The organism is Pseudomonas migulae, assembly GCF_043225285.1.
In the GTDB taxonomy this organism is placed as follows: Bacteria; Pseudomonadota; Gammaproteobacteria; order Pseudomonadales; family Pseudomonadaceae; genus Aquipseudomonas; species Aquipseudomonas migulae_C.
In genome coordinates this window covers 5,046,650-5,066,686 of the sequence record NZ_CP171224.1, presented here as the reverse complement: position 1 = coordinate 5,066,686, position 20,037 = coordinate 5,046,650, and the positions used below count along the sequence as shown (strand labels likewise).

General features: G+C 61.9%; 18 protein-coding genes. 4 read left to right on the top strand and 14 right to left on the bottom strand.

The features are described from left to right. Positions 1–99 precede the first annotated feature (99 nt). From ACF6ZU_RS23220 to ACF6ZU_RS23205, 4 genes are all read right to left on the bottom strand, one after another. Positions 100–1,143 (bottom strand): SCO family protein, encoded by a 1,044-nt coding sequence (locus ACF6ZU_RS23220; RefSeq protein ID WP_392887353.1) that lies wholly within the window; start codon positions 1,141–1,143, stop codon positions 100–102. After that, a complete protein-coding gene (locus ACF6ZU_RS23215; protein WP_392887351.1) occupies positions 1,140–3,947 on the bottom strand; it encodes a multicopper oxidase domain-containing protein in 2,808 nt (935 codons plus the stop codon). Before ACF6ZU_RS23215 ends, ACF6ZU_RS23220 begins: the two co-directional genes overlap by 4 nt. A 185-nt stretch (positions 3,948–4,132) precedes the next feature. Next, positions 4,133–5,581, bottom strand: a complete 1,449-nt coding sequence (locus tag ACF6ZU_RS23210; RefSeq protein ID WP_392887349.1) for a sensor histidine kinase — start codon at positions 5,579–5,581, stop codon at positions 4,133–4,135. Between the two features lie 245 nt (positions 5,582–5,826). Beyond that, complete coding sequence (locus ACF6ZU_RS23205; protein WP_392887348.1) at positions 5,827–6,039, bottom strand: hypothetical protein; 213 nt, start codon at positions 6,037–6,039, stop codon at positions 5,827–5,829. A gap of 1,016 nt (positions 6,040–7,055) precedes the next feature. On the opposite strand from ACF6ZU_RS23205, the gene ACF6ZU_RS23200 reads away from it, so the two are divergent. The 4 genes from ACF6ZU_RS23200 to ACF6ZU_RS23185 are packed head-to-tail and all read left to right on the top strand — an operon-like array spanning position 7,056 to position 12,682. After that, complete coding sequence (locus tag ACF6ZU_RS23200; RefSeq protein WP_392887346.1) at positions 7,056–8,402, top strand: hypothetical protein; 1,347 nt, start codon at positions 7,056–7,058, stop codon at positions 8,400–8,402. A gap of 35 nt (positions 8,403–8,437) precedes the next feature. Continuing rightward, positions 8,438–10,687 (top strand): Ig-like domain-containing protein, encoded by a 2,250-nt coding sequence (locus ACF6ZU_RS23195; RefSeq protein WP_392887343.1) that lies wholly within the window; start codon positions 8,438–8,440, stop codon positions 10,685–10,687. Between the two features lie 59 nt (positions 10,688–10,746). Beyond that, entirely contained in the window at positions 10,747–11,208 is a 462-nt protein-coding gene (locus ACF6ZU_RS23190) for a curlin (protein WP_392887342.1), read from the top strand. 28 nt (positions 11,209–11,236) lie between these two features. After that, positions 11,237–12,682: a curlin gene (locus ACF6ZU_RS23185; RefSeq protein ID WP_392887341.1), complete on the top strand. Its 1,446-nt coding sequence runs from the start codon at positions 11,237–11,239 to the stop codon at positions 12,680–12,682. An 851-nt stretch (positions 12,683–13,533) separates the two neighbouring features. Here the strand turns inward: ACF6ZU_RS23185 and ACF6ZU_RS23180 are convergent. Genes ACF6ZU_RS23180 through ACF6ZU_RS23135 form a run of 10 tightly spaced genes read right to left on the bottom strand, consistent with a single transcriptional unit; the run spans position 13,534 to position 20,036 of the window. Next, positions 13,534–14,391 (bottom strand): CsgG/HfaB family protein, encoded by an 858-nt coding sequence (locus ACF6ZU_RS23180; RefSeq protein WP_392887339.1) that lies wholly within the window; start codon positions 14,389–14,391, stop codon positions 13,534–13,536. 31 nt (positions 14,392–14,422) lie between these two features. Beyond that, on the bottom strand, positions 14,423–14,857 hold the full coding sequence (locus ACF6ZU_RS23175) for a curli assembly protein CsgF (RefSeq protein ID WP_392887337.1): 435 nt from the start codon (positions 14,855–14,857) through the stop codon (positions 14,423–14,425). Next, entirely contained in the window at positions 14,854–15,243 is a 390-nt protein-coding gene (gene csgE / locus ACF6ZU_RS23170; protein WP_392887335.1) for a curli production assembly/transport protein CsgE, read from the bottom strand. The genes ACF6ZU_RS23175 and csgE overlap by 4 nt, the downstream gene beginning before the upstream one ends. Then, the gene (locus ACF6ZU_RS23165) at positions 15,240–15,779 is read right to left on the bottom strand and encodes a type II secretion system protein (protein ID WP_392887334.1); all 540 of its coding nucleotides are present in this window, start codon (positions 15,777–15,779) and stop codon (positions 15,240–15,242) included. Before ACF6ZU_RS23165 ends, csgE begins: the two co-directional genes overlap by 4 nt. Beyond that, a complete protein-coding gene (locus ACF6ZU_RS23160; protein WP_392887333.1) occupies positions 15,754–16,128 on the bottom strand; it encodes a type II secretion system protein in 375 nt (124 codons plus the stop codon). Before ACF6ZU_RS23160 ends, ACF6ZU_RS23165 begins: the two co-directional genes overlap by 26 nt. Positions 16,129–16,132: 4 nt before the next feature. Continuing rightward, positions 16,133–16,606, bottom strand: a complete 474-nt coding sequence (locus ACF6ZU_RS23155) for a type II secretion system protein (protein ID WP_392887331.1) — start codon at positions 16,604–16,606, stop codon at positions 16,133–16,135. Between the two features lie 2 nt (positions 16,607–16,608). Continuing rightward, positions 16,609–18,444 carry a secretin N-terminal domain-containing protein gene (locus ACF6ZU_RS23150; protein ID WP_392887329.1) on the bottom strand — a complete coding sequence of 612 codons (1,836 nt, stop codon included), beginning with the start codon at positions 18,442–18,444 and terminating at the stop codon, positions 16,609–16,611. Next, positions 18,441–18,956 carry a hypothetical protein gene (locus ACF6ZU_RS23145; protein WP_392887328.1) on the bottom strand — a complete coding sequence of 172 codons (516 nt, stop codon included), beginning with the start codon at positions 18,954–18,956 and terminating at the stop codon, positions 18,441–18,443. Before ACF6ZU_RS23145 ends, ACF6ZU_RS23150 begins: the two co-directional genes overlap by 4 nt. Next, positions 18,956–19,504 (bottom strand): GspMb/PilO family protein, encoded by a 549-nt coding sequence (locus tag ACF6ZU_RS23140; protein ID WP_392887326.1) that lies wholly within the window; start codon positions 19,502–19,504, stop codon positions 18,956–18,958. The genes ACF6ZU_RS23145 and ACF6ZU_RS23140 overlap by 1 nt, the downstream gene beginning before the upstream one ends. Then, a complete protein-coding gene (locus ACF6ZU_RS23135) occupies positions 19,491–20,036 on the bottom strand; it encodes a PilN domain-containing protein (protein ID WP_392887324.1) in 546 nt (181 codons plus the stop codon). The genes ACF6ZU_RS23140 and ACF6ZU_RS23135 overlap by 14 nt, the downstream gene beginning before the upstream one ends. Between the last annotated feature and the right edge of the window lies 1 nt (position 20,037).

Sequence of the window (20,037 nt, the reverse complement as noted above, 5' to 3'; positions counted from 1 at the left end):
GTGGCTTCCCGGGTTCCGGCATGGAGCCTTTCAGTGGAGTTTCGGATCAGTGTAGGTGGCATTGTTCAAGCCCGATGGCTCAATGATTGTAATTAGCCGCTACGGCACCTGCGCGGCTTGCAAGGGTTGCTGACGATCGGTTTCCTCCTGCAGGAATTCGACGATGGACTGCGCGGATTTTTCGTCCAGCCGCAGGTTGGGCATCGGTACTCTGTCAAAGCGCTGAAACAGTTCCAGGGCAATCGGGTCCTTTTCGGCCAGCATGCGATCCGGTTCGCGGATCCAGCGATTGAGCCACGCCGGATTGCGCTGGCGGGTCACGCCGATCAGGTCCGGGCCGATGCTGCGCATGCCGATGCCTTGCCCGTCTTGCGGGCCAAGGCTATGGCACGACGCGCAGCGGGTACGGAACAATTCTTCGCCGTTGCTCGGCGGGCGGATTTCCGGCGCATTGGCGTAGCTTTCTTCGGCACTGGCGTGCTTCCAGTTCTGCAAGGTGTTGGCCAATTGATCGGCGAGGATCCACGGGTTTTCGAACGGCGAAGCTTTCATCCAGCGCCCCGTGCCCTGGTTGCCGACGATCAGGCTCAGGTTGTGGTCCTTGTTGCGGCCGTTATCGACGCCCTCGATGAACAGCCCGAGTTTTTTGCGCAGGTCGGTGACGGCGTCGAATTCCCCGGTGAGAAACTGCCAGCCCGGCCCGACCTTGAACCGTTGGGCATAGGTCTTGAGCACTTCGGGGGTATCGCTCAAGGGATCGATGCTGATCGAGTAGAAAAAGATGTCTTTTCCCACCCGGTCGCCAAGCAGCTTTTGCACCTGACGCAGGCGCGCGGTTTCCAGCGGACAGGAATCGCTGCACGAGGTGAAGATGAAGTTGATCACCACCACCTTGTCTTTGATCAGGTCATCAAAAAAATGCACCTGCCGACCGTCCTGGTCGGTCAGCAGGGTGTTGGGGAAATAATCGCCGCCCCAGGGTGTCGCCGACTCGGTCGGCGGCACGGCAGTTTCAAGCGCGCCCTCATGGGCGAGCAGCACCTGACTGACCAGCAGAAACGTCACCAGTAGCAGAATCAGGTGCATGCTCAGGGCGCGGGAGCGCGGCGTATGCGGTGGCTTGTCGGCTCCCCGGCGGATCATCTTTGCACCTTAACTTGCGGGCCAAAGCCATCGCCATTGCGGAAGGTCGGCAGCGCGGCGGAATTGACGTAACGCACGCCATCCCAACTCGGCAACGGTGTCGGCATCAACTGGAATTGCCCGGGTTTTTCAATGTCCCAGCGCAGCAGCATCGAGTTGTCCTCATGCTGAGTGTTGTGACAGTGCTCCATGTAGGTCCCGGCGAATTCGCGGAAGTTGATCGCCATCTCGACGCTGTCCAGGCCATCGTTTTCCGAACCGATGCGATACACGTCCTTGCGTGCCCATTTTTCCCATTCCGGTGGTGCCTTGCCGCCGCGACTGAGGATGATCCCCTCCTCGAAGTGCACGTGCACCGGATGGCTCCAGCCCTTGCCGCCGGCCTTGATGTTCCAGACTTCCAGGGTGCCGAAGCCACTGACGCCGGCATCGGTCGGGCCGGTTTTCAACTGGGTCGCCGAATTCAGGCGCCGAGGGTCCATGTGGAAACCGAAGCCACCATCGGTCTTGACCGTCCACGGTGCTTCATCGGTGCCGTCGGAACGGCCGAACGTGAAGGTGCGGTGACGGGCCTGGGACAGCAGGACCTTGTCGGCCGCATTGTCGCGGTGGATTTTCAGCGGAATCATCACCAGGCCTTCAGCCTTGCCCGGTTTCGCCGGTTCATACGCGGCCGGGTCCATGGCCAGGTCCTGACCGGTGTAGGCCTTGACGTTGAGTTGCAACACCTTGCCCACGGCCGGATCACCCCGGTCCCACTGCGGGCCTTTGCTCGTTTGCTTGATCACCGCCAGGTATTTCTCGGACAGCACGTCGGCCAGGGAGATCGGTTCTTTCGGGCCTTTGCCATCGTCGTGAGCCAGCAGGTTGACGAAGAAAACCTTGTCCCCCGGCTTGATCCCGCTTTTGGCGAAATTGACGATGATGTCGAACCGCTCGGCAATGCCCTGAGTAGGCAGGATCGCGTTGTGGTTCTGCTTGTCGCCGTCGGCGTCGAGGTCCATGGTGCCGTCGAACGGCACGCTGTGTTCCATGATGTTGCCGTCGTTGGCAATCATGTGGAACGGCACCCGGGCATAAGAAACGCCCGAGCCTTTCGGCCCCTGGAACTCGCCGCTGCTGCCCTTGATTTCCCGCACCAGCGCCAGTTTGTAGTACCGCGACACCGAGCCGTTGAGCATGCGGAACCGATAGCTGCGGGCCCGCACATCGAGGGTCGGTTTCCATTGCCAGTTGACCAGCACCTGGTCACCGAGGAAGCCGTCGGTGTTGAACGGGTTGAACCACAACTGACCATTGGCATCCCAGGCCTTGTCGGCGAACACCAGGTTGACGTCGTAGTCGCGGTTGCCCCACGGCAAGGCGCTGCCGCTGGGGAAACGCAGGTTGACGCCGTCGTTCACCGATTCGTTGCCGCGGTCCAGGGCGCTGTAGTAGTTCATCATCGCCGCGTTGCCCTTGTAGACGTTCTGCGCGGTGAAATCGAGCATGTGGTCGTGGAACCAGTGGGTGCTCATGGTCTCGCGCCAGTCGCCACGGATCTTGATCGTGCCGTGGTCGCAGGTCTTGAGACTGGGGCTCATGTCGTTGGTCCACAGGGTTTCGCCCGGCGAGCAGGGGAACGCAGCTCGTGGATCTTCAGCCTTGGTGTTGATGCTGTCGTAACCGGCGAGCTGGATCGGCCAGCGATAGTCGTAGTACTGCCCCGGGAAGAAAAACGCGTTGGCATAGCCATCGCTTTCCGCCGGTGCGTGACCGTTGTGTTCGTGGGTGCTGATGGTGTGCAGACCGAAGCCCATGTTGGCGGACGGATCGATCGGCAAGCCGTTGTAATGACGCATCAACACCGGCTGACCGTAACGCACCATCAACAATTTGGGCGGCAAAGTGCCGTCGAAGGTCCACACCGAGTTGTGGTTCTGCACCGGCATGTTCGGGTGGAAACGCGCATCGACGCCCTTGGCCGTACCGTCCGTTGCCGGCACACCCGCGACGTTGTGGTAGAGACCGCCGGGGCCGAACTCGCCTACGGCGTAGTGGTGCATTTGCCGGTCATCGCGCAAACCGCCGTTGACTCGCGCACCGGTCTGCACGGTCTTGTAGGCCAGTTGCGGGTAGAACTCGTTCCAGCGCTGATGCGACCAGCCCTTTCCTGGCGGCCGGCCTTCAGCGGACGAGCCAATGTGGCGATTGAGGAAATATTCGATCTGCGCCTGCCACGGGTTGCGGTCCACCACGTTGGAGTACTGGCTGGGGAACGGCGTCAGCCCCGGTTGGCGCAGGAAAGTATCGAGGGCCACGCTCGGTGGCGCGCTGCGCGCCGCGCTGGTGGGGTCCTGTTGCGGCAGCGGGCCGATGGCCGCCGGTGGAAACGGCAATGGTGCCGCCGGGGTGGTGGGGTCGAGTTTTTCCGGTCCGAACTCCTCGAACAGCACCATCTGCTGGGTGAACGGCAGAGCGCCGAACAACGGGCTCGGCTTGCCATTGGTGGGGTAATTGAAACTGGTCTGCTGCGCCGGTGGCAGCTTGTTTTCGACCCGCGTTGTATCGCGCGTACCTTTGACGCCATCAGGCAAATCGAAGGAGTCTTCGTTGGCCTCGGGCATGGTCAGGATGGCGCTCAGCGCCGCGGCTTCGTCAGCCGGTTCGTCGTAGTACGCTGAAGGGTCGGTCGGTTCGGGCTGTCGCTCATCATCGATGGGGCTGGCGCGGAGTGTCGCTGTGCCCAGCGTCATTGTCAGAAGGACGCTCAGCGGCGTCAGGAGGCCAAACCATTTGAAGGGGTGCCGCGCTTTTCTGTCCATCACCAGCCGCCTCGAAGTCATGAAGGGGGTGATGGGGGTTTTGCAAGGAACTCGCCAGATTTGTAACAACTTTATACAAAAGTATTAATCACCAAAAAAACAATGGCTTATCAACATCAATGTGCCATACCCGAAAAAAAGACTGGGGAATGACACCCGCTAACGGGCAAAGTTCACCCCCGTTTTCAGGGAAGCCGCTTGAACGACAGACGGACGCAAGTGCCCTCGCCCTCCCGGCTTTCCAGGCTCACATGGCCGCCACAGCGTTCCATGATCCGCTTGACCAGCACCAGCCCGACACCGAGCCCGCCTTGCTTGGTGGTGAAGAACGGCCGGAAGGCCATGCTGCGTTGTTCCTCGTTCATGCCTTTGCCCGTATCGCTGATGACCACACTGACGCCTCGGGGGCCGCTCGGTTCCAGGGTGATGGTCAGTGTGCCGCCTCTGTCCATGGCCTCCAGCGCATTGGCCAGCAGGCTGTTGAGGATCTGCGATAACTGCATTTGCTGACTCAGGACCATCGGCGTTTCCTGGGGCTCGAACACCACGCTGACCCCCGCCTTGGCGATCTGCTGTTCGAACGCCAGCAGGCTGTCATGCAACGCTGCCACCAGGTTCACCGGTTCAGGTTCGTCGTTCAGCGGGCGCAGGGACTGCAGCAATTCCCTGACCCACTTCGACATGCGATCAACCTGGCCAATGATGTCGGAGATGTTTTTGTGCGCCGGGCCGCTGTCGAATTCCAGCGCCAGTTCAGCGCTGGAACGAATGGTCGCCAGCGGGTTACGCAAGCTGTGGGCCACCGCCGACGACATCTCGCCCAGGGCGACAAAGGTTTCGTTGGTGATCAGTTGTTTTTGTTGCACCGCGAGCAGAATCGCCGCCCGCCGCACGATCCAGTACAGCCCCAGATAGATCAGGCCGCCGCCCATGGCGGTGGCCAGCCAGATCAGCACCAGACCGCGTTCCATGCGTTCGATCAGGTCCTTGGGTTCCTTGTAGATCTCGACCATTGCCGTGACGTTCTTGCCTTCGGCATCGAACAGCGGGATGTAGTTTTCAATGAAGATGTATTCCGGCGGCGTGACAAACTTCTGCTCCATGCGCGCCTCGTCCACGTCGTGGTAGCTGGCGGACACCGGGGTCTTGAATTCGAAAGCGTGGTCGAGGTCTTCGTCGGCTTCGATGGTGGTGCCCATCAGGGCCGGGTTGGTTGACCAGATCACCATGCGGTCGGGGGCGTAGATGTTGGCCAGGATCACGTCGGGCAAGTGTTCGATGTGGTCGAGGAATTCACCCCGGGCATTGGCGCGTGCCAGCGGGTCGACGTCGGGAAAGTTGCGGTCCTGGCGTGGGTCCAGCAGTTCGCCCATGGTGCGTACATTGGGTATGGAGACGTGGCGCACTTCGGCCGAGGCGATCGCCTGGATGAACTGCGAGGTGAGCAAGGCGTCGCGCTGCACGCTCTCGGTGATCACGAATCGCGTGGACACGGCGCCCAGTGCCACGGCCACGGTGCCGATCACCGCCATGCTGATGAGCGAAAACCAGCGCAGCAGGTTGAATGGCTGCTTGCGCGAGCTCAGGCGGATGTCGCCCTCCTCGGACTGGAGTGTTTGTGTCGGCATGTTCATGGGCTACTTCTCGGCGATTCCCCCCATTGGTTATAGCCCACTCATGGTGGTTTGCCCGACCTTGGGTCCCCACTTTTTCCCCACCCTTGATCGCCCCGCGGAATTGAATGCCATGTCGTTTCCGCTGATGCCCCGATCAAACCGTAGGAGCCGGCTTGCCGGCGAAAAACGCCCAGACACTGCGTTGATTCAGACAGTCAGCGTTATCGTTGACGTCCATCGCCAGCAAGCTGGCTCCTACAATTTCAACCGTGTGAACCCAATCCCTTACCGGCGAAAAACGCCCAGGCACCGCGTTCATCCAGACAACCCGCGTCATCGTTGACGTCCATCGCCAGCAAGCTGGCTCCTACAGTTTTGACCGTGTGAACCCAATCCCTTGTAGGAGCCGGCTTGCCGGCGAAAAACGCCCAGGCACCGCGTTCATCCAGACAACCCGCGTCATCGTTGACGTCCATCGCCAGCAAGCCGGCTCCTACAATTTCAACCGTGTGAACCCGATCCCCGTGTGGGAGCGAGCCCTGCTCGCGAAAAACGCCCAGGCACCGCGTTCATCCAGACAGCCCGCGTCAACGTTGACGTCCATCGCCAGCAAGCTGGCTCCTACAATTTTTGACCGTGTGAACCCGATCCCCGTGTGGGAGCGAGCCCTGCTCGCGAAAAACGCCCAGGCACCGCGTTCATCCAGACAATCCGCGTCATCGTTGACGTCCATCGCCAGCAAGCTGGCTCCTACAGTTTTGACCGTGTGAACCCGATCCCCGTGTGGGAGCGAGCCCTGCTCGCGAAAAACGCCCAGGCACCGCGTTCATCCAGACAACCCGCGTCATCGTTGACGTCCATCGCCAGCAAGCTGGCTCCTACAGTTTTGACCGTGTGAACCCGATCCCCGTGTGGGAGCGAGCCCTGCTCGCGAAAAACGCCCAGGCACCGCGTTCATCCAGACAACCCGCGTCATCGTTGACGTCCATCGCCAGCAAGCTGGCTCCTACAGTTTTGACCGTGTGAACCCGATCCCTGTAGGAGCCGGCTTGCTGGCGAAAAACGCCCAGGCACCGCGTTCATCCAGACAACCCGTGTCATCGTTGACGTCCATCGCCAGCAAGCTGGCTCCTACAATTTTTGACCGTGTGAACCCGATCCCCTGTGGGAGCGAGCCCTGCTCGCGAAAAACGCCCAGGCACCGCGTTCATCCAGACAACCCGCGTCATCGTTGACGTCCATCGCCAGCAAGCTGGCTCCTACAGTTGATCGGTGTCCCCCGTAGACATCCCCCCTCCCCATTGCCCCCACCTACCCCCAATGCTGGGGACAGTTGCCCGTTGGCCGGTTCGCGGTCGAGACCTCCGTAAATGCGTGACACGCCGCAGCGCCGGGCCTCTGCCGGAGTTTTTCCGTGATTGGTATGGAAGTTGCCGAAGCGTCCTCAACTGACCCATCCCCACGGGGCAGGTCTCTGATAGAGGGAATACTCATGCACCCTTTACTGTCCAAAACCGCGATCGCTCTGGTCGTGTCCGCTCTGGCTCAAGGCGTCGCCCAGGCTGCGCTGTTTGCTGTCGACCCCGGCCCCTATGTTCCCGCCAACGGAAACTTTGCTTCCTGGTATCAGGACTCCCATGGTCGGACCCTTGATCTTTGCCTGTCGAAGGCAGTCAGTTCCAGGGTTGCCGGCGCACCCGGTGCGCCGGCTTACATGTGCCTGTTGAATCCCACGCCCGGGGTTTTCGATGACACCCAACCCATCGTTTTCCCGACCAACTTCCCCGATGAAGCGTTCTGGTTCACCGGCGACGGCTCCATCGTCGACGCGGCCCGGGGCATCGACCTGACCTACGTCAGCGCCGTCGAAGCCGCCTTCGCCGCTGAAGATCCGGTGGAAGGCGACCAGGTCAGTTTCGGCCGGATCCGCATTCGGGTCGACGTGCCCACGGCGGGCACCTATGTCATCACCCACCCCTACGGCGTCGACGTCTTCAACGTCGACACCCCCGGGCGCCGCGCGATCAACATGACCCGCGACATCGGCATCGGCACGCCGAAAACCTACGACGGCGCACTCAAGTCTGACATCGGCCCGTTCCTGCGCAGCGTCAACGGGCCCTACACCGAGACGAACCCGGTCACCGGTTCCGCCGACAAATTCGTCGGCGATCCGAACATCGAAGAGGCGTTCACCGGTAGTCCTTTCAACACCAACTACATCCGCATCGAAGGGCCTAACGGGCTGGACTTGCGCACGACGGTGATGGCCATTTCCGGCCGGTTGTCGACGGTGGCCCGCCCCACTCCGATCATCGCCGAACGCAGCACCTATTCGCGCAAGGCGGGCAGCAGCGCGCCGGTGGCCCAGCAGGATGTGTTTGTCCTGGCCCCGCCGCCACCGGCCACCGTGACCGTGGACAGCAACAGCCCGGTGCTGAACATGACCGAAGCCGACACCACCGGCCACTGGTACGCCCAATCGGCCACCAACCCGACGTTGCCGAGCAGCTTGCTGGTGACAGCCGATAACCACCTGGCCATCCCCACCAGCACACCGACCTCCCTGACCATGCCGCTGACCGACCTGGTGGTGATCTCACGGGCCGAGTACAGCCTGAACAGCGGGCAGATCACAGTCGTGGCGTCGACCAGCGATGAAACATCGCCACCGATACTCACCGTCACCTCCGGCACGGGTGTCGCCATCGGCGCCCTCAGTGGCAACGGCGCAGAGAAATCGCTGTCGACCGGCATCTCGCCGATTCCACCGGCCAAGGTTCGGGTGACGTCATCCAATGGCGGCACCGATACCGAAGAAGTGGTCATCGTGCAATGAACGCTCTCATGCCCAGATCCGCATCAGGAGGCATCATGAACAAGTGGCCACGCTTCGCGCTCAACGCGCTCGGGCTGACTCTCTCGTTGTCCGGCAGTGCGTTCGCGCAACTCTCTGCCGTCGATACCGGCCCCTACACCTTCGCCACGGGGAAATTCCCCATGTGGTATCAGGACAGCGATCTGCTGTCGCTGGAACTGTGCCAGTCGCGGGCGACCAGCTCGCGGGTACCCAGTGCGCCTGGCGCGCCGTCCTACATGTGCATCCTGAACCCGGAACCGGGCTTCTTCGACGACACCCTGCCGATGGTGTTCCCGGATAACTGGCCGCCGGAAGCGTTCTGGTTTCTCGCCGAGACCAGCATCAACGATGTCGGCGGCTATGGCGTGGATGCCTACGTGGCCGGGATCGAAGCGGCCTTCACGGCGGAAGACCCGATCGATGGCGACCAGGCCAGCTTCGCGCGGATTCGCCTGCGGGTGAACGTGCCGGTCGCGGGTACCTACACCATCACCCACCCGTACGGCGTGGAAACGGTCAACGTCACCACACCGGGCCGTCGGGCGATCAACATCACCCGCGACATCGGTATCGGCGCACCGGGCAACTTCTCGGGTGCGCTCAATGGCGACGTCGGGCCTTTCCTGCGCAGCGTCAATGGTCCGTACACCGAAGTGAACCCGGACACCGGCGCCATCGAGCGGTTCGTGGGCGATCCGAACCTTTCTGAAGCGGTCACCGGCAGCCCGTTCAATAACAACTTCCTGCGGGTCCAGGGCCCGGCCGGGACCATCCAGACCACCCTGTTTACCGTGTCCGGCAAAATCCTCGACAGCCGTGCGCAGACCCCGGTGGAAATCGGCCGCGCCACTTACCGCCGCACCTCTACAGGTCCTGGCACCAGCAGTACCCGGGTAGAAGTCTTCGGCAAGTCAACCAACGGCTCGAGCCTGTGCTTCCGCGAAACCGTGCCGCTGGTTCCCGGACCACCGCAGTCGCCTTGCCTGGTCAGCATGACCGGTGACAACACCGGCCAGTTCTTTGCCCAGCACCTGACCGGCAGCACCGTTCCACCCGTGGTGGTGGTCACCGCTACCGACCCGAGTGGCACCAACCGGCCAACGGCAGTGTCGAGCAAAGTCACCGACATCGTGAAAATCCAGACCGCACGCTACAACTGGAGCAATCACAGCCTGCTGATCGAAGCCACTTCGACGGATGAAGTGCAGGTGCCAGACATGGTCGCCCAAGGCTACGGACGGCTGACCAAAACCGGGACCTTGCAGCGCTTGACCGTTGCTGATCTGGCACAGCCACCGGCCAGTGTCACGATCAAATCCGCCGCTGGCGGCAACGACACCGAACCTGTGGTCGTAGTCGGTACGGCACCGAACACCGGTGAAAACCAGGCGCCGCTCGCCGTGGCCGACAACGCCAGCACCAGCTTCGGCGTGCCGATCACCCTCTCCCTGCTGGCCAACGACAGCGACCCGGACGGCAACGTGCCGCTGAGCATCACCGCGCTGACCCCACCAGCTCCAGGCCAGGGCACTGTGGCATTGAGCGGCACCACAGCGGTGGTCTACACCCCACCGGCCGTGGTCAATGCGCCACTGACCGCGACCTTCACCTACAAGGCTCAAGACATCAAAGGCCTGGCTTCGGTCACCCCGGCGACAGTGACCATTACCGTAGCGCCTAACCAGGCTCCAACGGCCGTCGCTGACAGCGTCGCAACCCTGGGCGTAGCGGTGCCGATCAGCGTGCTGGCCAACGACACCGATCCGGAAGGCAACTTGCCGCTCGCTATCGCCAGCTTCTCCCAACCACCGACAAACCGCGGCAGCGTCAGCAGTAACGGCACCGTGCTCACCTACACCCCACCGGCCACCGTGACCACGGCGTTCACCACGACCTTCACCTACTTCGTCCGGGACAACTTCGGTGCGGTATCGGCGTCGCCAGCCACGGTCACGGTGCAAGTCTCGCCACGGCCACCGGCAGAAACCTTCGCGGTCACGACGGCAACGGTCTCGGCGCGTTCCAACAACCGCTTCACCTGGGACTTCGCAGGCACCTCGTCGGTGACCACCGGCAACACCATCACCGTTCAGGTTTCCACCCCGACCGGGCTGCAAACCCTGGGCACCACCACGGTGCCGGTGACCGGTCGCTGGCGGCTGACGGTGAACAACACCACTACGGTGGTTCCGTCGGCGAACCCGACCGCCACCATCACCTCGTCCCAAGGCACCACCCGCTCGGTAGCGGTGATCTCCAACTGAGTCCTCGCCCCATCAGCCACGTGGTTGATGGGGCCGGCCTCTTACCCAAGGACAACACCATGAAAACGTCGACCGCCGCCCTGCTCTGCCTGCTTCTGCTTTGCAGCAGTGCGGGTGCGCGCGCCGACGATTTGATGGACAACGACGACCTGGCTTTCGGCGCCGACCTCGGCGAGTTGCCACCGCCGATTGGCCAGCAAGCGCTGATCAATCAGAACGGCCAGGCCAACGTGGCGCTCGTGCAACAGAACGGTCAGTCGTTGCTCGGCACCATCGTCCAGTCAGGCAGCAATCAGGAAGCCTACATCCTGCAGCAAGGCAGCGACCTGATGGCGATGATCAATCAGCAAGGTTCAGGCAACTCGGCCTCGATCACCCAGACCGGAAGCCAGAACCGCGCGCAGATTTCCCAGAACGGCAACAACAACGACGCCAGCATCGATCAGGCCGGCACGGGGCTTTCCAGCGCCGTGAGCCAGTCGGGGAACGGGATGAGCGTCTCGGTCAAACAATACCGCTAAAGCACTGCACCACCTTGGAGGTTTCATCATGTTCAAACTGACGCCCCTCACCGCCGCCATCCTGGTCATTGTCAGTGCCCAGGCCTTGGCCGACGACAGCCTTTCCACCCAGGACCAGACCGGTACCGCCAACGTCGCTGACGTGAAGCAGACCCAGGCACCGTTCAGCTCCGCCTTCCAGCAGCAACTTGGCCAGGGCAACGACGCGGCGGCCGTGCAGGATACGGCCACGAGCACCATCGACCAGTTGCAGAGCGGCGAATTCAACGCCGGTTACGCCGAGCAACTGTTCGAAGACAACAGCAAGATCACCCAGCAACAGAGCGGCGCCTTCAACACCAGCCATGCCAGCCAGTCCATCGGCGTAGGTGGCGGTGAAGTGCGACAACAACAGGAAGGCACCGGCAACTTCTCGTTCGTCTATCAGGACAGCCAGGAAGGCACGACGGGCCAGACCTTCCAGTTCGGTGACAGCAACGAAGCCAACATCGAACAGATCCAGATCGGTACCGCCAATAACGCGATGATCATCCAGTACGGCAGCACCAACTACGCCACCGCCGAACAGATCTTCCACATGGGCGGTCAGATCGACATCAACCAGAACGGCACCAACAACTATGCCTACGGCGACCAGCGCAACGGCATCGGCGGCAACCTGACCATCAACCAGCTCGGCGACGGCAACGGCACCGAAGTCTGGCAGGACGGCCAGACCGGCAGCACCGCCGCCGTGGACCAGATCGGCATGACCAACGAAACCGTGGTCGACCAAAGCTTCGGTGAAAACAACACGGCCCAGGTCTTCCAGGTTGGCGACCTCAACGCAATCTATGCCGACCAGTTCGAATCCACCGGTTCGACCATCGCGCTGTACCAGACCGGTACGGGCAACACGCATTTCACCTACCAGACCGGCGAAGGTCACACACTTAACGCCACGTCGGTGGGCAGCGACAACAAGGTCTACGCGAGCAACTGGAAAGGTCCGCAAAAAGGCGGCCAGTTCGGCAGCAACCAGCGCGCAACCATCAACCAGACCGGCAGCGCCAACATTGCCAACTTCACCCAGGACGGCGTCGGCCACATCATGACCACCAACCAGACAGGGACCGGCAACAAAACCACGGTCAGCCAGACCGAGAACTACAACGAGCTGTACTTCGACCAGAACGGCAGCGACAACATCCTCATCGCCGACCAGCGCGGCTCCAACAACCTGGCCTCAGGCAGCAGCAACGGTACCGGCAACAGCACCGACTTCAACCAGGAAGGCACCGGCAACCAGGCGAACACTGCACAGTGGGGCAGCGACAACCAGATCACTGTGAAACAGGCTGATACCATGAACGTGGCCTACGTGACCCAGGGCGGCACCGGGAACATTGCCACGGTTGACCAGAGCGGCACGACCCAGATGGCGACCATTCAACAGTTGGGCACGGATAACCGGGCGGCGGTGTTGCAGCAGTAATTGCGAGGAACAAAAACCGCGATCTCTTTGTGGGGATCGCGGTTTTTTTGTGCCTGCTTTTTTTTGTCGGGGGATGGCTCCCTGGCAATGATGGCTTCAGATCCTCACCGCCAATAAGGCCGCAATCGCCAGCAAGCCGGCTCCTACACGGGAATCGGGTTCACACGGTCAACACTGTAGGAGCCAGCTTGCTGGCGATGGACGTTAACGATGACGCGGGTTGTCTGAATGAGCGCGGTGCCTGGACGTTTTTCGCGAGCAGGGCTCGCTCCTACACGGAATCGCGTACGCCTTTGCTTCTCACCACTCATCAGGCCGAGCGTTAGCTCGCCTGCAGCTTTTGATCTTGATCTGCCCGCCCCTTCGGGAGGCCGAGTGGAGGTTCTGCGCAGTGGGCAGCCCGGCATGGATGCCGGGCTAGCCGCCCACGGAGCAGGACCGGAGCGAGGGAACGCCGAGCCCAAGCGAGGGGCCGGACGCTGAGGCAAGACTTTTTGGTTCCTTTTGTGGCGTTTGACAAAAGGGACTCGCCGTAAGGGCGAAACCCTAGGTGGCCGTTACCGCAGGAATGGATATGTACGCGGCCAACAAGAGATAGGTCGGCTGTCAGGGCGCTATCGCCAGCAAGCCGGCTCCTACAGGGGGTTTCGGATACATCCGCGAGATGTGGATTGGCTGTCTGGGCGCCATCGCCGGCAAGCCGGCTCCTACAGTGGGTGCGGGGGTAGCCGCGAGAGTGGGTTGGCTGTCGGGGCGCCTTCGCGAGCAGGCTCGCTCCCACAATATGCAGAGCCTGGTCGGCTATCAGGCCGCCAGGGTCCGCATGAGAAACAAAACCAGCTCGCTCAGGTTCACTCCTCTTCAGGCACGATCTTGTTCTGGGTCAGGTAACGGTCGAGCGTCTCGCTGCTCTGAGGCGAATTGTCCCCTGCGACCTGCCACAAATGCCGCTCGATCCCCTGCGCCAGCAGATGCCCCACCGCCGCCTCGATCGCCGACAGCACACACAACTGCGCCGGCTCGTTGGTGGTGTACCCGACCTCCGCCTCCAGCAACTTCTTGAACTCGATGAACTTGAACACCCCGGCACTGCGTCCGACCGAGTAGATGGTCTTGCTGGTCATCACATTCGCCAGCACCTGCCCGCTGCGCACATCCACCGCCCGCAGGTTCACCGTGACCTGATCCACGCGGTACTCCCGGGAAATGTCGATGCCCAGGTAGCGCGCCCCTTCCCCACCGCTTTTCACGTTGGTGTCGTAGGCGATGATCCCGCCCTCCAGCATCATGTTCGCCGCTTGCAGCGGTGGCAATTCAGCCTGGATATTCACCGGCGTATTCGGTTTCTTTTGCGAGGCGCGGATGATCTTGCGCTCGGTCAGCAGGTTCTGCAGCCCCTCGCGCTCCAGCACCACAAACCAGCCGCTGGCCTGCAACGCATCCATCAGCATGCTCGCCGCACCTTGGGTCACGCTGGTCGAAAACGAACTGGCCGGGGTCGGTTTGTACTGACCGGTCTGGTCGCGAAAACCATAGACCACCGCCATCAACCGGCCCTTGGGTCGCGGCATGTTGATCAAGTCGTAATAGGTCGAAGCCCTCGGTGTCAGCGTCGGGGTTTCGGTGTCCTGCTCAGCCCCGACCGGCTCGCGCAGACTGCACCCTTGTAATGTCGCCAACATCAGCCCTAGCAAGATTATTTTTTTCATGTCCTTCACTCCCCATCCACCCGAATCCCCGTCAAGGGGCCAGGCCACTCACCTGGATTTCCGAGACTTCACCGGTCGCTCGGTCCGTCACGACGATGGTCAACTGCCCGGAGTCGTCGACGACGTTGACGATAAAAGCGTCAGTGGTCAGGCTCCCCGTGTTGCCCGCGGAAATGTTGTCGAGCAACTGCCCGAGCAACCGCGACTGCAACTGGCTGGTGAACCGCTCCAGCGCCGACGTCCCGGCCGCGGCCGTGCGTTTTTTCAAGTCGGGATCGTCGTAGTCGTTCTGGGCCTGGGCATTGTTGAGCAACCAGGTCCCGTTCAACGGATTGCCGCCAAACGACGGGTTAATGGGCGTGTAGACCAGCTCCGTGGCCTGGACCAGGCCACAGCTGCCGAGCCCGAGCAGGCAGAGCCCCGCCCATGACAGCCCGGAGCGCTGCGAGAACATTTTTGTTTTCATAATTCGTCCCTCTCAAGGTCCGTTGTGTCCTGCAACATGGCTTCCAGCTTGCGCTGGACGATCTGCCCGCGAACCCAGTCGGCGGCGTCATAGGCCTCGTCCTTGAGTTCCACGGTGTTCGGCGGCAGAAACCGCCGGTAAACCAAACGCTGCTGATATTCCACGGTCACCAGTGCGCCCCAGCGTGCCGAAGGTCGTTCGCGAACCACCAGGTTGAAATCCATCGGGCTGGTGGCGCGCAGGCGTTCACTGAACGAGTAGTAAAAGTCGTGGCCGATGTGCGAGATCGTGTCATCGACGATGAAACCCATCATTTCGTCCTCTTCGCCGGCCGGGGCCGCAGCGGACGCCAGCATCAGGATCACGGCCACACAGAAGCGGTTCATGGCTGCAACGCCTGGGCTGATTTCGACTGGCCCTTGGCAGGCCCCGAGGTGCCATCGAGGAAGGCTTTCTCGGCGACGAATTGCCAGTCCTTGTAGCTGGCCATGCCGTTGAAATCCGACCACTGGGTAGGAAAATCCGCCTGCTTCAAAGGCTTGTCCGTGGACGCGCTGTTGAGGCCGGTGATGCGTCCGTCGAAACCGCGCATCAAACTCCACTCGCCACCACCAATCGGGTCCGGATACAGCTGCCGCAGATGATGTTTGGGGTTAGGAAAACGCTCGTCCTGCAGCAGGTCTTCAAGGGCTTTCGGGTACTGCGCCAGCCCCGGCGAACTGCGGTAATAGCTGCGCAATGCCTGGGCGTACTGGGTGCCGACCCAAAGCAACTGACGCTCCCGATCACGGCGCGACGCGGTGGCCCACAACTCGCCGGCACTGGCCAGGCCCATGCCCATCACGACGATCAGGAACAGCACGCCCAGGTAGGTGAAACCACCCTCACCCGCCGGTTTACCACTCGGAATAAAGGCTGCCATCACGCGCCCTCCCGGTCGCTCCGCTTTTGATATCCGCGACCCCGCCCGGTACACCTTCCGGTGGCGCGACCAACACCCAGAGGTCCTTGCGTTCGGCAATCGGGTCCATCGGTGGATTGCGCAGGTAACGCTGCTCCACCAACTGATCGATCGAATCGGGATAGCGCCCGGTGTCGCCGTAGTAGTGATCCAGCGCTTCGCGCATCGCCGACAGACTCTGGCGCAACGTGGTCTCTTTCGAGGTCTCGAGGCTATTGAAATAGCGCGGCAAGGCGATGGTCATCAGGGTCGCGATGATTGCCATGACCACCATCAATTCCAGTAGGGTAAACCCCTTTTCCCGACGCATAAGCTCACCACTCCCGGTAGGCGATGCCGTTAAGCCCCTTGCCGCGTGCCTGGGAGTAAACGTCAAAGACGTCCTCGCCTTCCCGCGGGTTTTGAGCCGTGCTGTCATAGGAGCGCAAGCCCCAGCCACCTTCGTCGTCACGCTTGACCGGCCGCAGCGGGTCATGGGGCACGCGACGCAGGAAGTAGAACTTCGCACCTTTGGCGCTGCGCACATCGCGCACGCCGTCCACCAGTACCTTGAGGTTCGGTGGATAACCGCTGCTGTTCAGCGACTTCTCGATGTAACCGGCATCGAACGCGCGTTTGTAGGCGTCGATGGCATCGCGGATCTGGTACAGCGCGGTGCGCAGTTCCTGTTCTTTACCCCGGCGCACCACGGTCTCGGTCAGCGGCGCGGCCATGCCGGCCAACAGGCCGACCAGGGCGAGCGTCACCACGACTTCGATCAGGGTAAAACCGCGTTGCGAGGCGTTCATGATCAAGGCTTCTCGATAAATACTTGGGTCGTCGCCGCCGCCACCGGCCGGTCGATGTGTTCGTTCTGAATCGGTGCTTCCATGCGGCGGTCCGGGGCCTGAATGTGCATGCTGGTTTCGGTGCCGGTGGGGAATTCCATGTCCGAGGGACTCTGGTACGGCAGGTTGCGCACGATCCGTGGGGTGATCGACAGCACCAGTTCCGATTTGCTGACGTTGTCCTTGTTGCTGCCGAACAACCGGCCCAGGCCAGGGATGTCGCCCAAGCCCGGAATCTTGTTGCCGGTGGCGCCATGGTCGTTGCGCATCAGGCCGGCGAGGATCTGCGTTTCACCGTCATGCAGGCGCAGGGTGGTCTGGGCGTTGCGGGTGTCGACCTGCACCGGAATCGTGCCCTGGCGGGTCGGTTCCAGCGGCGTGGCGTTACTCACTTCCAGAGCGACCTTGATCGCCACTTCGTTGTTCAGGTGCACGGTCGGCTGCACTTCCAGCTTCAGACCGACGTCCAGGTAGGTGACGCTTTCCGTGATCACCGGCCCCTGGGTCGACGGCACCGAGGTGGCGCTGATGATCGGCACGCGCTGACCAATGTGAATGCGCGCCTGCTCGCGGTTGCTGACGCGAATGGTCGGGCTGGCCAGGGTGTTGATGTCGTTGTCCTGAGCATTGATCTTGGCCTGCGGCGAAGGCGAGATGGTGATCCGGCTGGAGTCGATGCCTTTCAATTGATCGAGAATCGACACCGGCGAACCGTCGCTGTTGACCACACCGAAGGTGTTCGGCCATTGCAGGCCGAGGTCGAGAATCCGCTGGGTCGCGACTTCCATCACCTCCACTTCCAGCACCACTTCCGGGTTGGACTGGTCCTGCGACTGCAGGAGTTTTTCCGCCATGCGGATCGCGTCTTCGGTGTCGCGCATGGTCAGGGTATTGAGGCGTTCATCGACGAACACATCGCGAGTCTTGAGCATGGTTTTGACCATGTTCAGCGCGGTGTTGGCATCAATGCTGGTCAGGTAGAACGTGCGCATCACCAGCTCTTGATAATCCTTGAGCTTCTGCGGCGAGTCGGGGTAGATCAGCAAGGTGTTTTCATTCACCACTTTCTGATGCAGCTGGTTCTGTTGCAGCAGCAGTTCCACGGCGTCTTCGATGCGCACGTCACGCACAAAGATCGTGGCTTTCATGTCCGGGCGCAGGTCCTTGTCGAAGATGAAGTTCAACCCGGCGACCTGGGACAGCACTTCGAAAATGGTTTTCAGGTTGGCGTCGCGAAACTCCAGGGTCACCGGCCGTTCCAGGCGTGTGCGCAGTTGTGGATACGGGATGACGTTGCGGCTCTGGACCAGGCGGATGTTGCTTTGCAGTTCCAGGGCGCCTTCATTTTTCGGGTCGAGTTCGAGGATCTGTTTGACCTGGCGATCGGCACCGTAGATGTCGCCGCGACGCAGGTCGCCACGGGCCAGTTCGAGTTTTTCATCCAGGCTGCGCATGTAGTCGAGCTGGCGCATCGCATCCTGGGCACGGCGGTTGTTCGGCTCGATGGTCAGCACCCGGCTGTAGTTCACCCGCGCGGCGGAAAAATCCCGGCGCGAACGGTCGGTGTCGGCTTCGGTCAACAGCGCGTTGATCGCTTTGACGCGGGTGGTATTGAGTGCCAGGTGCAGATCGGTATCGCGCGGATTTTCGCGCAAGCCTTCCTGGATACGCGCCAGCGCGGCTTCGTATTGTCCCTGCTCCGTCAGCTCGGACGCCTCTTTGTTGGCGACCTGCGCCGAACTGCACGCGGCCAGCCCGGCACACAGGCACAGGCTCATCATCAAACGGGATCTGTTCATGGCGCGCTCCCCACAGACAAGGTCTGGGACAAATGCAAAGGCAGGTAGACCAGGCTCAGTTCCGCATCGGAAATGCCCTCGATCCGCCAGGTTTCGTCGATCACATCCCCTTTGCGTACGACGTATATTTTTTCGCCGTTCTGCAAAAACACTTGCAGATCGGAACGGTCATCCATGCGCCCGACAAACTGGAAAGGCATCGGTGGTACAGCAGGGGCTTGCACCACCGGGACCGGGTTGACGGGTTGCTCAGTGACACTGGCGAGGACCGGTGCGGCTTTCCAGCTGCGGGCGGCGAACAGGTCGCCGGCCGGGCTGAGGTCTTTCACCACCAACGGTTTACCCGCCGCCGGGGCGGCAGGCAGCGCGCCACGGGTTTTGCTGCTGCCCGGGGCGACCACGGCGACGCTGGCATCGCCCTCATCGGCCGGCATCAAGTAATCGGGCAACCAGGCCAGCGCCGCCGCGACGCCGAAGAACCCCACCCATCCTGCTACGCGTTTGGTATTCATCATGACCTCGACAGGTAAAGGGTCATGCGGATCCGCCCGGTCAGGTCGGTGTCGGCGATTTTCTTGCGCTGGAACTCCACGTCCTCCACCACCACCGCCGGCAACTGGCCGAGCAAGGCATGCAGGAAGCGCCGCAGTTGCGGGTAGCTGCCACGCACCGGCAGCAGAATCTGATAACGCGCCAGGTGCGTCTTGGGGTCGATGCCCAGGGCATATTCACCGCGCGCCAGGGTGATGTGCTCCTGGGCAGCCAGCGCGTAGATCTTGTCGATGGCAACGGTGGCCTGAGGTTGCGACGGCAGCTTGCTGCGGAAATCATCGAGCTGCCGTTGCGGTACCACCGGTGCGGCGATGCTGCCGTCTTCGACCTTGGCCAGGTAGTCGCTGGCATCACGGGTCTGCTGGCTGAGCTGTTGCAGCGATTGCCAGTCGTGCATCAGGCCCGCCAGGCCATAGACCGACGCCAGCAACAGCATCGCCAGCCCCGCCAGACCGGGAACGCCCAGGCCCTGCAGGTATTCGTGGACGATCAATCTAGGGATTCGCATCGCCAATCTCCCAGCTAGCCGACAGGTTGAATTGCACCGGGTGCTCCGGCACGTTGGCCACGATCTCGTGGCTGAGCAGCGACACATCGGACAGCTCGTCACTGGCTTCGAGTTGACGGTGAAAATCGAGCATCGCATCGAGGTCTTTCGCCTCGGCGCTGATCCGTACCTGGCCCTTGCGCGCGTCCGGCGTCAGGGTCAGCAAGGCGATGTTGTCCCGCGGCATGGCTTCGAGCATGGCGAACAGGCTTTCCCAGGGCCGGCGCAGTTGCTGCGAGACCTTGCGCATCTCGGCCAGGTTCTGTGCCTGCTCGCGGGTTTCCGCCGGGGTCAGGCTGACCTTGGCGCCGGTGTCGCCGGTCAGGACGCGTTGCGTGGTTTGCAGGTGACCCTGCTGTTGCGCGATCTCTTCGCTGAGGTGTTGCTGAACCAGCAAGCAGGTCAGCGCGAGTGCCACGCCGCCGGCAAGCAGGCTCCAGCCCAACGGGCCCGAGCGGCGACGCGGCTGAAAATCGAGGTTGAGGGCGCGCATG

Bases quoted from the DNA above. Each gene is read 5' to 3' on its own strand.
- ACF6ZU_RS23220 (WP_392887353.1), bottom strand. From the start codon at position 1,143: ATGATCCGCCGGGGAGCCGACAAGCCACCGCATACGCCGCGCTCCCGC.
- ACF6ZU_RS23215 (WP_392887351.1), bottom strand. From the start codon at position 3,947: ATGGACAGAAAAGCGCGGCACCCCTTCAAATGGTTTGGCCTCCTGACG.
- ACF6ZU_RS23210 (WP_392887349.1), bottom strand. From the start codon at position 5,581: ATGAACATGCCGACACAAACACTCCAGTCCGAGGAGGGCGACATCCGC.
- ACF6ZU_RS23205 (WP_392887348.1), bottom strand. From the start codon at position 6,039: ATGGACGTCAACGATGACGCGGGTTGTCTGGATGAACGCGGTGCCTGG.
- ACF6ZU_RS23200 (WP_392887346.1), top strand. From the start codon at position 7,056: ATGCACCCTTTACTGTCCAAAACCGCGATCGCTCTGGTCGTGTCCGCT.
- ACF6ZU_RS23195 (WP_392887343.1), top strand. From the start codon at position 8,438: ATGAACAAGTGGCCACGCTTCGCGCTCAACGCGCTCGGGCTGACTCTC.
- ACF6ZU_RS23190 (WP_392887342.1), top strand. From the start codon at position 10,747: ATGAAAACGTCGACCGCCGCCCTGCTCTGCCTGCTTCTGCTTTGCAGC.
- ACF6ZU_RS23185 (WP_392887341.1), top strand. From the start codon at position 11,237: ATGTTCAAACTGACGCCCCTCACCGCCGCCATCCTGGTCATTGTCAGT.
- ACF6ZU_RS23180 (WP_392887339.1), bottom strand. From the start codon at position 14,391: ATGAAAAAAATAATCTTGCTAGGGCTGATGTTGGCGACATTACAAGGG.
- ACF6ZU_RS23175 (WP_392887337.1), bottom strand. From the start codon at position 14,857: ATGAAAACAAAAATGTTCTCGCAGCGCTCCGGGCTGTCATGGGCGGGG.
- csgE (WP_392887335.1), bottom strand. From the start codon at position 15,243: ATGAACCGCTTCTGTGTGGCCGTGATCCTGATGCTGGCGTCCGCTGCG.
- ACF6ZU_RS23165 (WP_392887334.1), bottom strand. From the start codon at position 15,779: ATGGCAGCCTTTATTCCGAGTGGTAAACCGGCGGGTGAGGGTGGTTTC.
- ACF6ZU_RS23160 (WP_392887333.1), bottom strand. From the start codon at position 16,128: ATGCGTCGGGAAAAGGGGTTTACCCTACTGGAATTGATGGTGGTCATG.
- ACF6ZU_RS23155 (WP_392887331.1), bottom strand. From the start codon at position 16,606: ATGAACGCCTCGCAACGCGGTTTTACCCTGATCGAAGTCGTGGTGACG.
- ACF6ZU_RS23150 (WP_392887329.1), bottom strand. From the start codon at position 18,444: ATGAACAGATCCCGTTTGATGATGAGCCTGTGCCTGTGTGCCGGGCTG.
- ACF6ZU_RS23145 (WP_392887328.1), bottom strand. From the start codon at position 18,956: ATGAATACCAAACGCGTAGCAGGATGGGTGGGGTTCTTCGGCGTCGCG.
- ACF6ZU_RS23140 (WP_392887326.1), bottom strand. From the start codon at position 19,504: ATGCGAATCCCTAGATTGATCGTCCACGAATACCTGCAGGGCCTGGGC.
- ACF6ZU_RS23135 (WP_392887324.1), bottom strand. From the start codon at position 20,036: ATGCGCGCCCTCAACCTCGATTTTCAGCCGCGTCGCCGCTCGGGCCCG.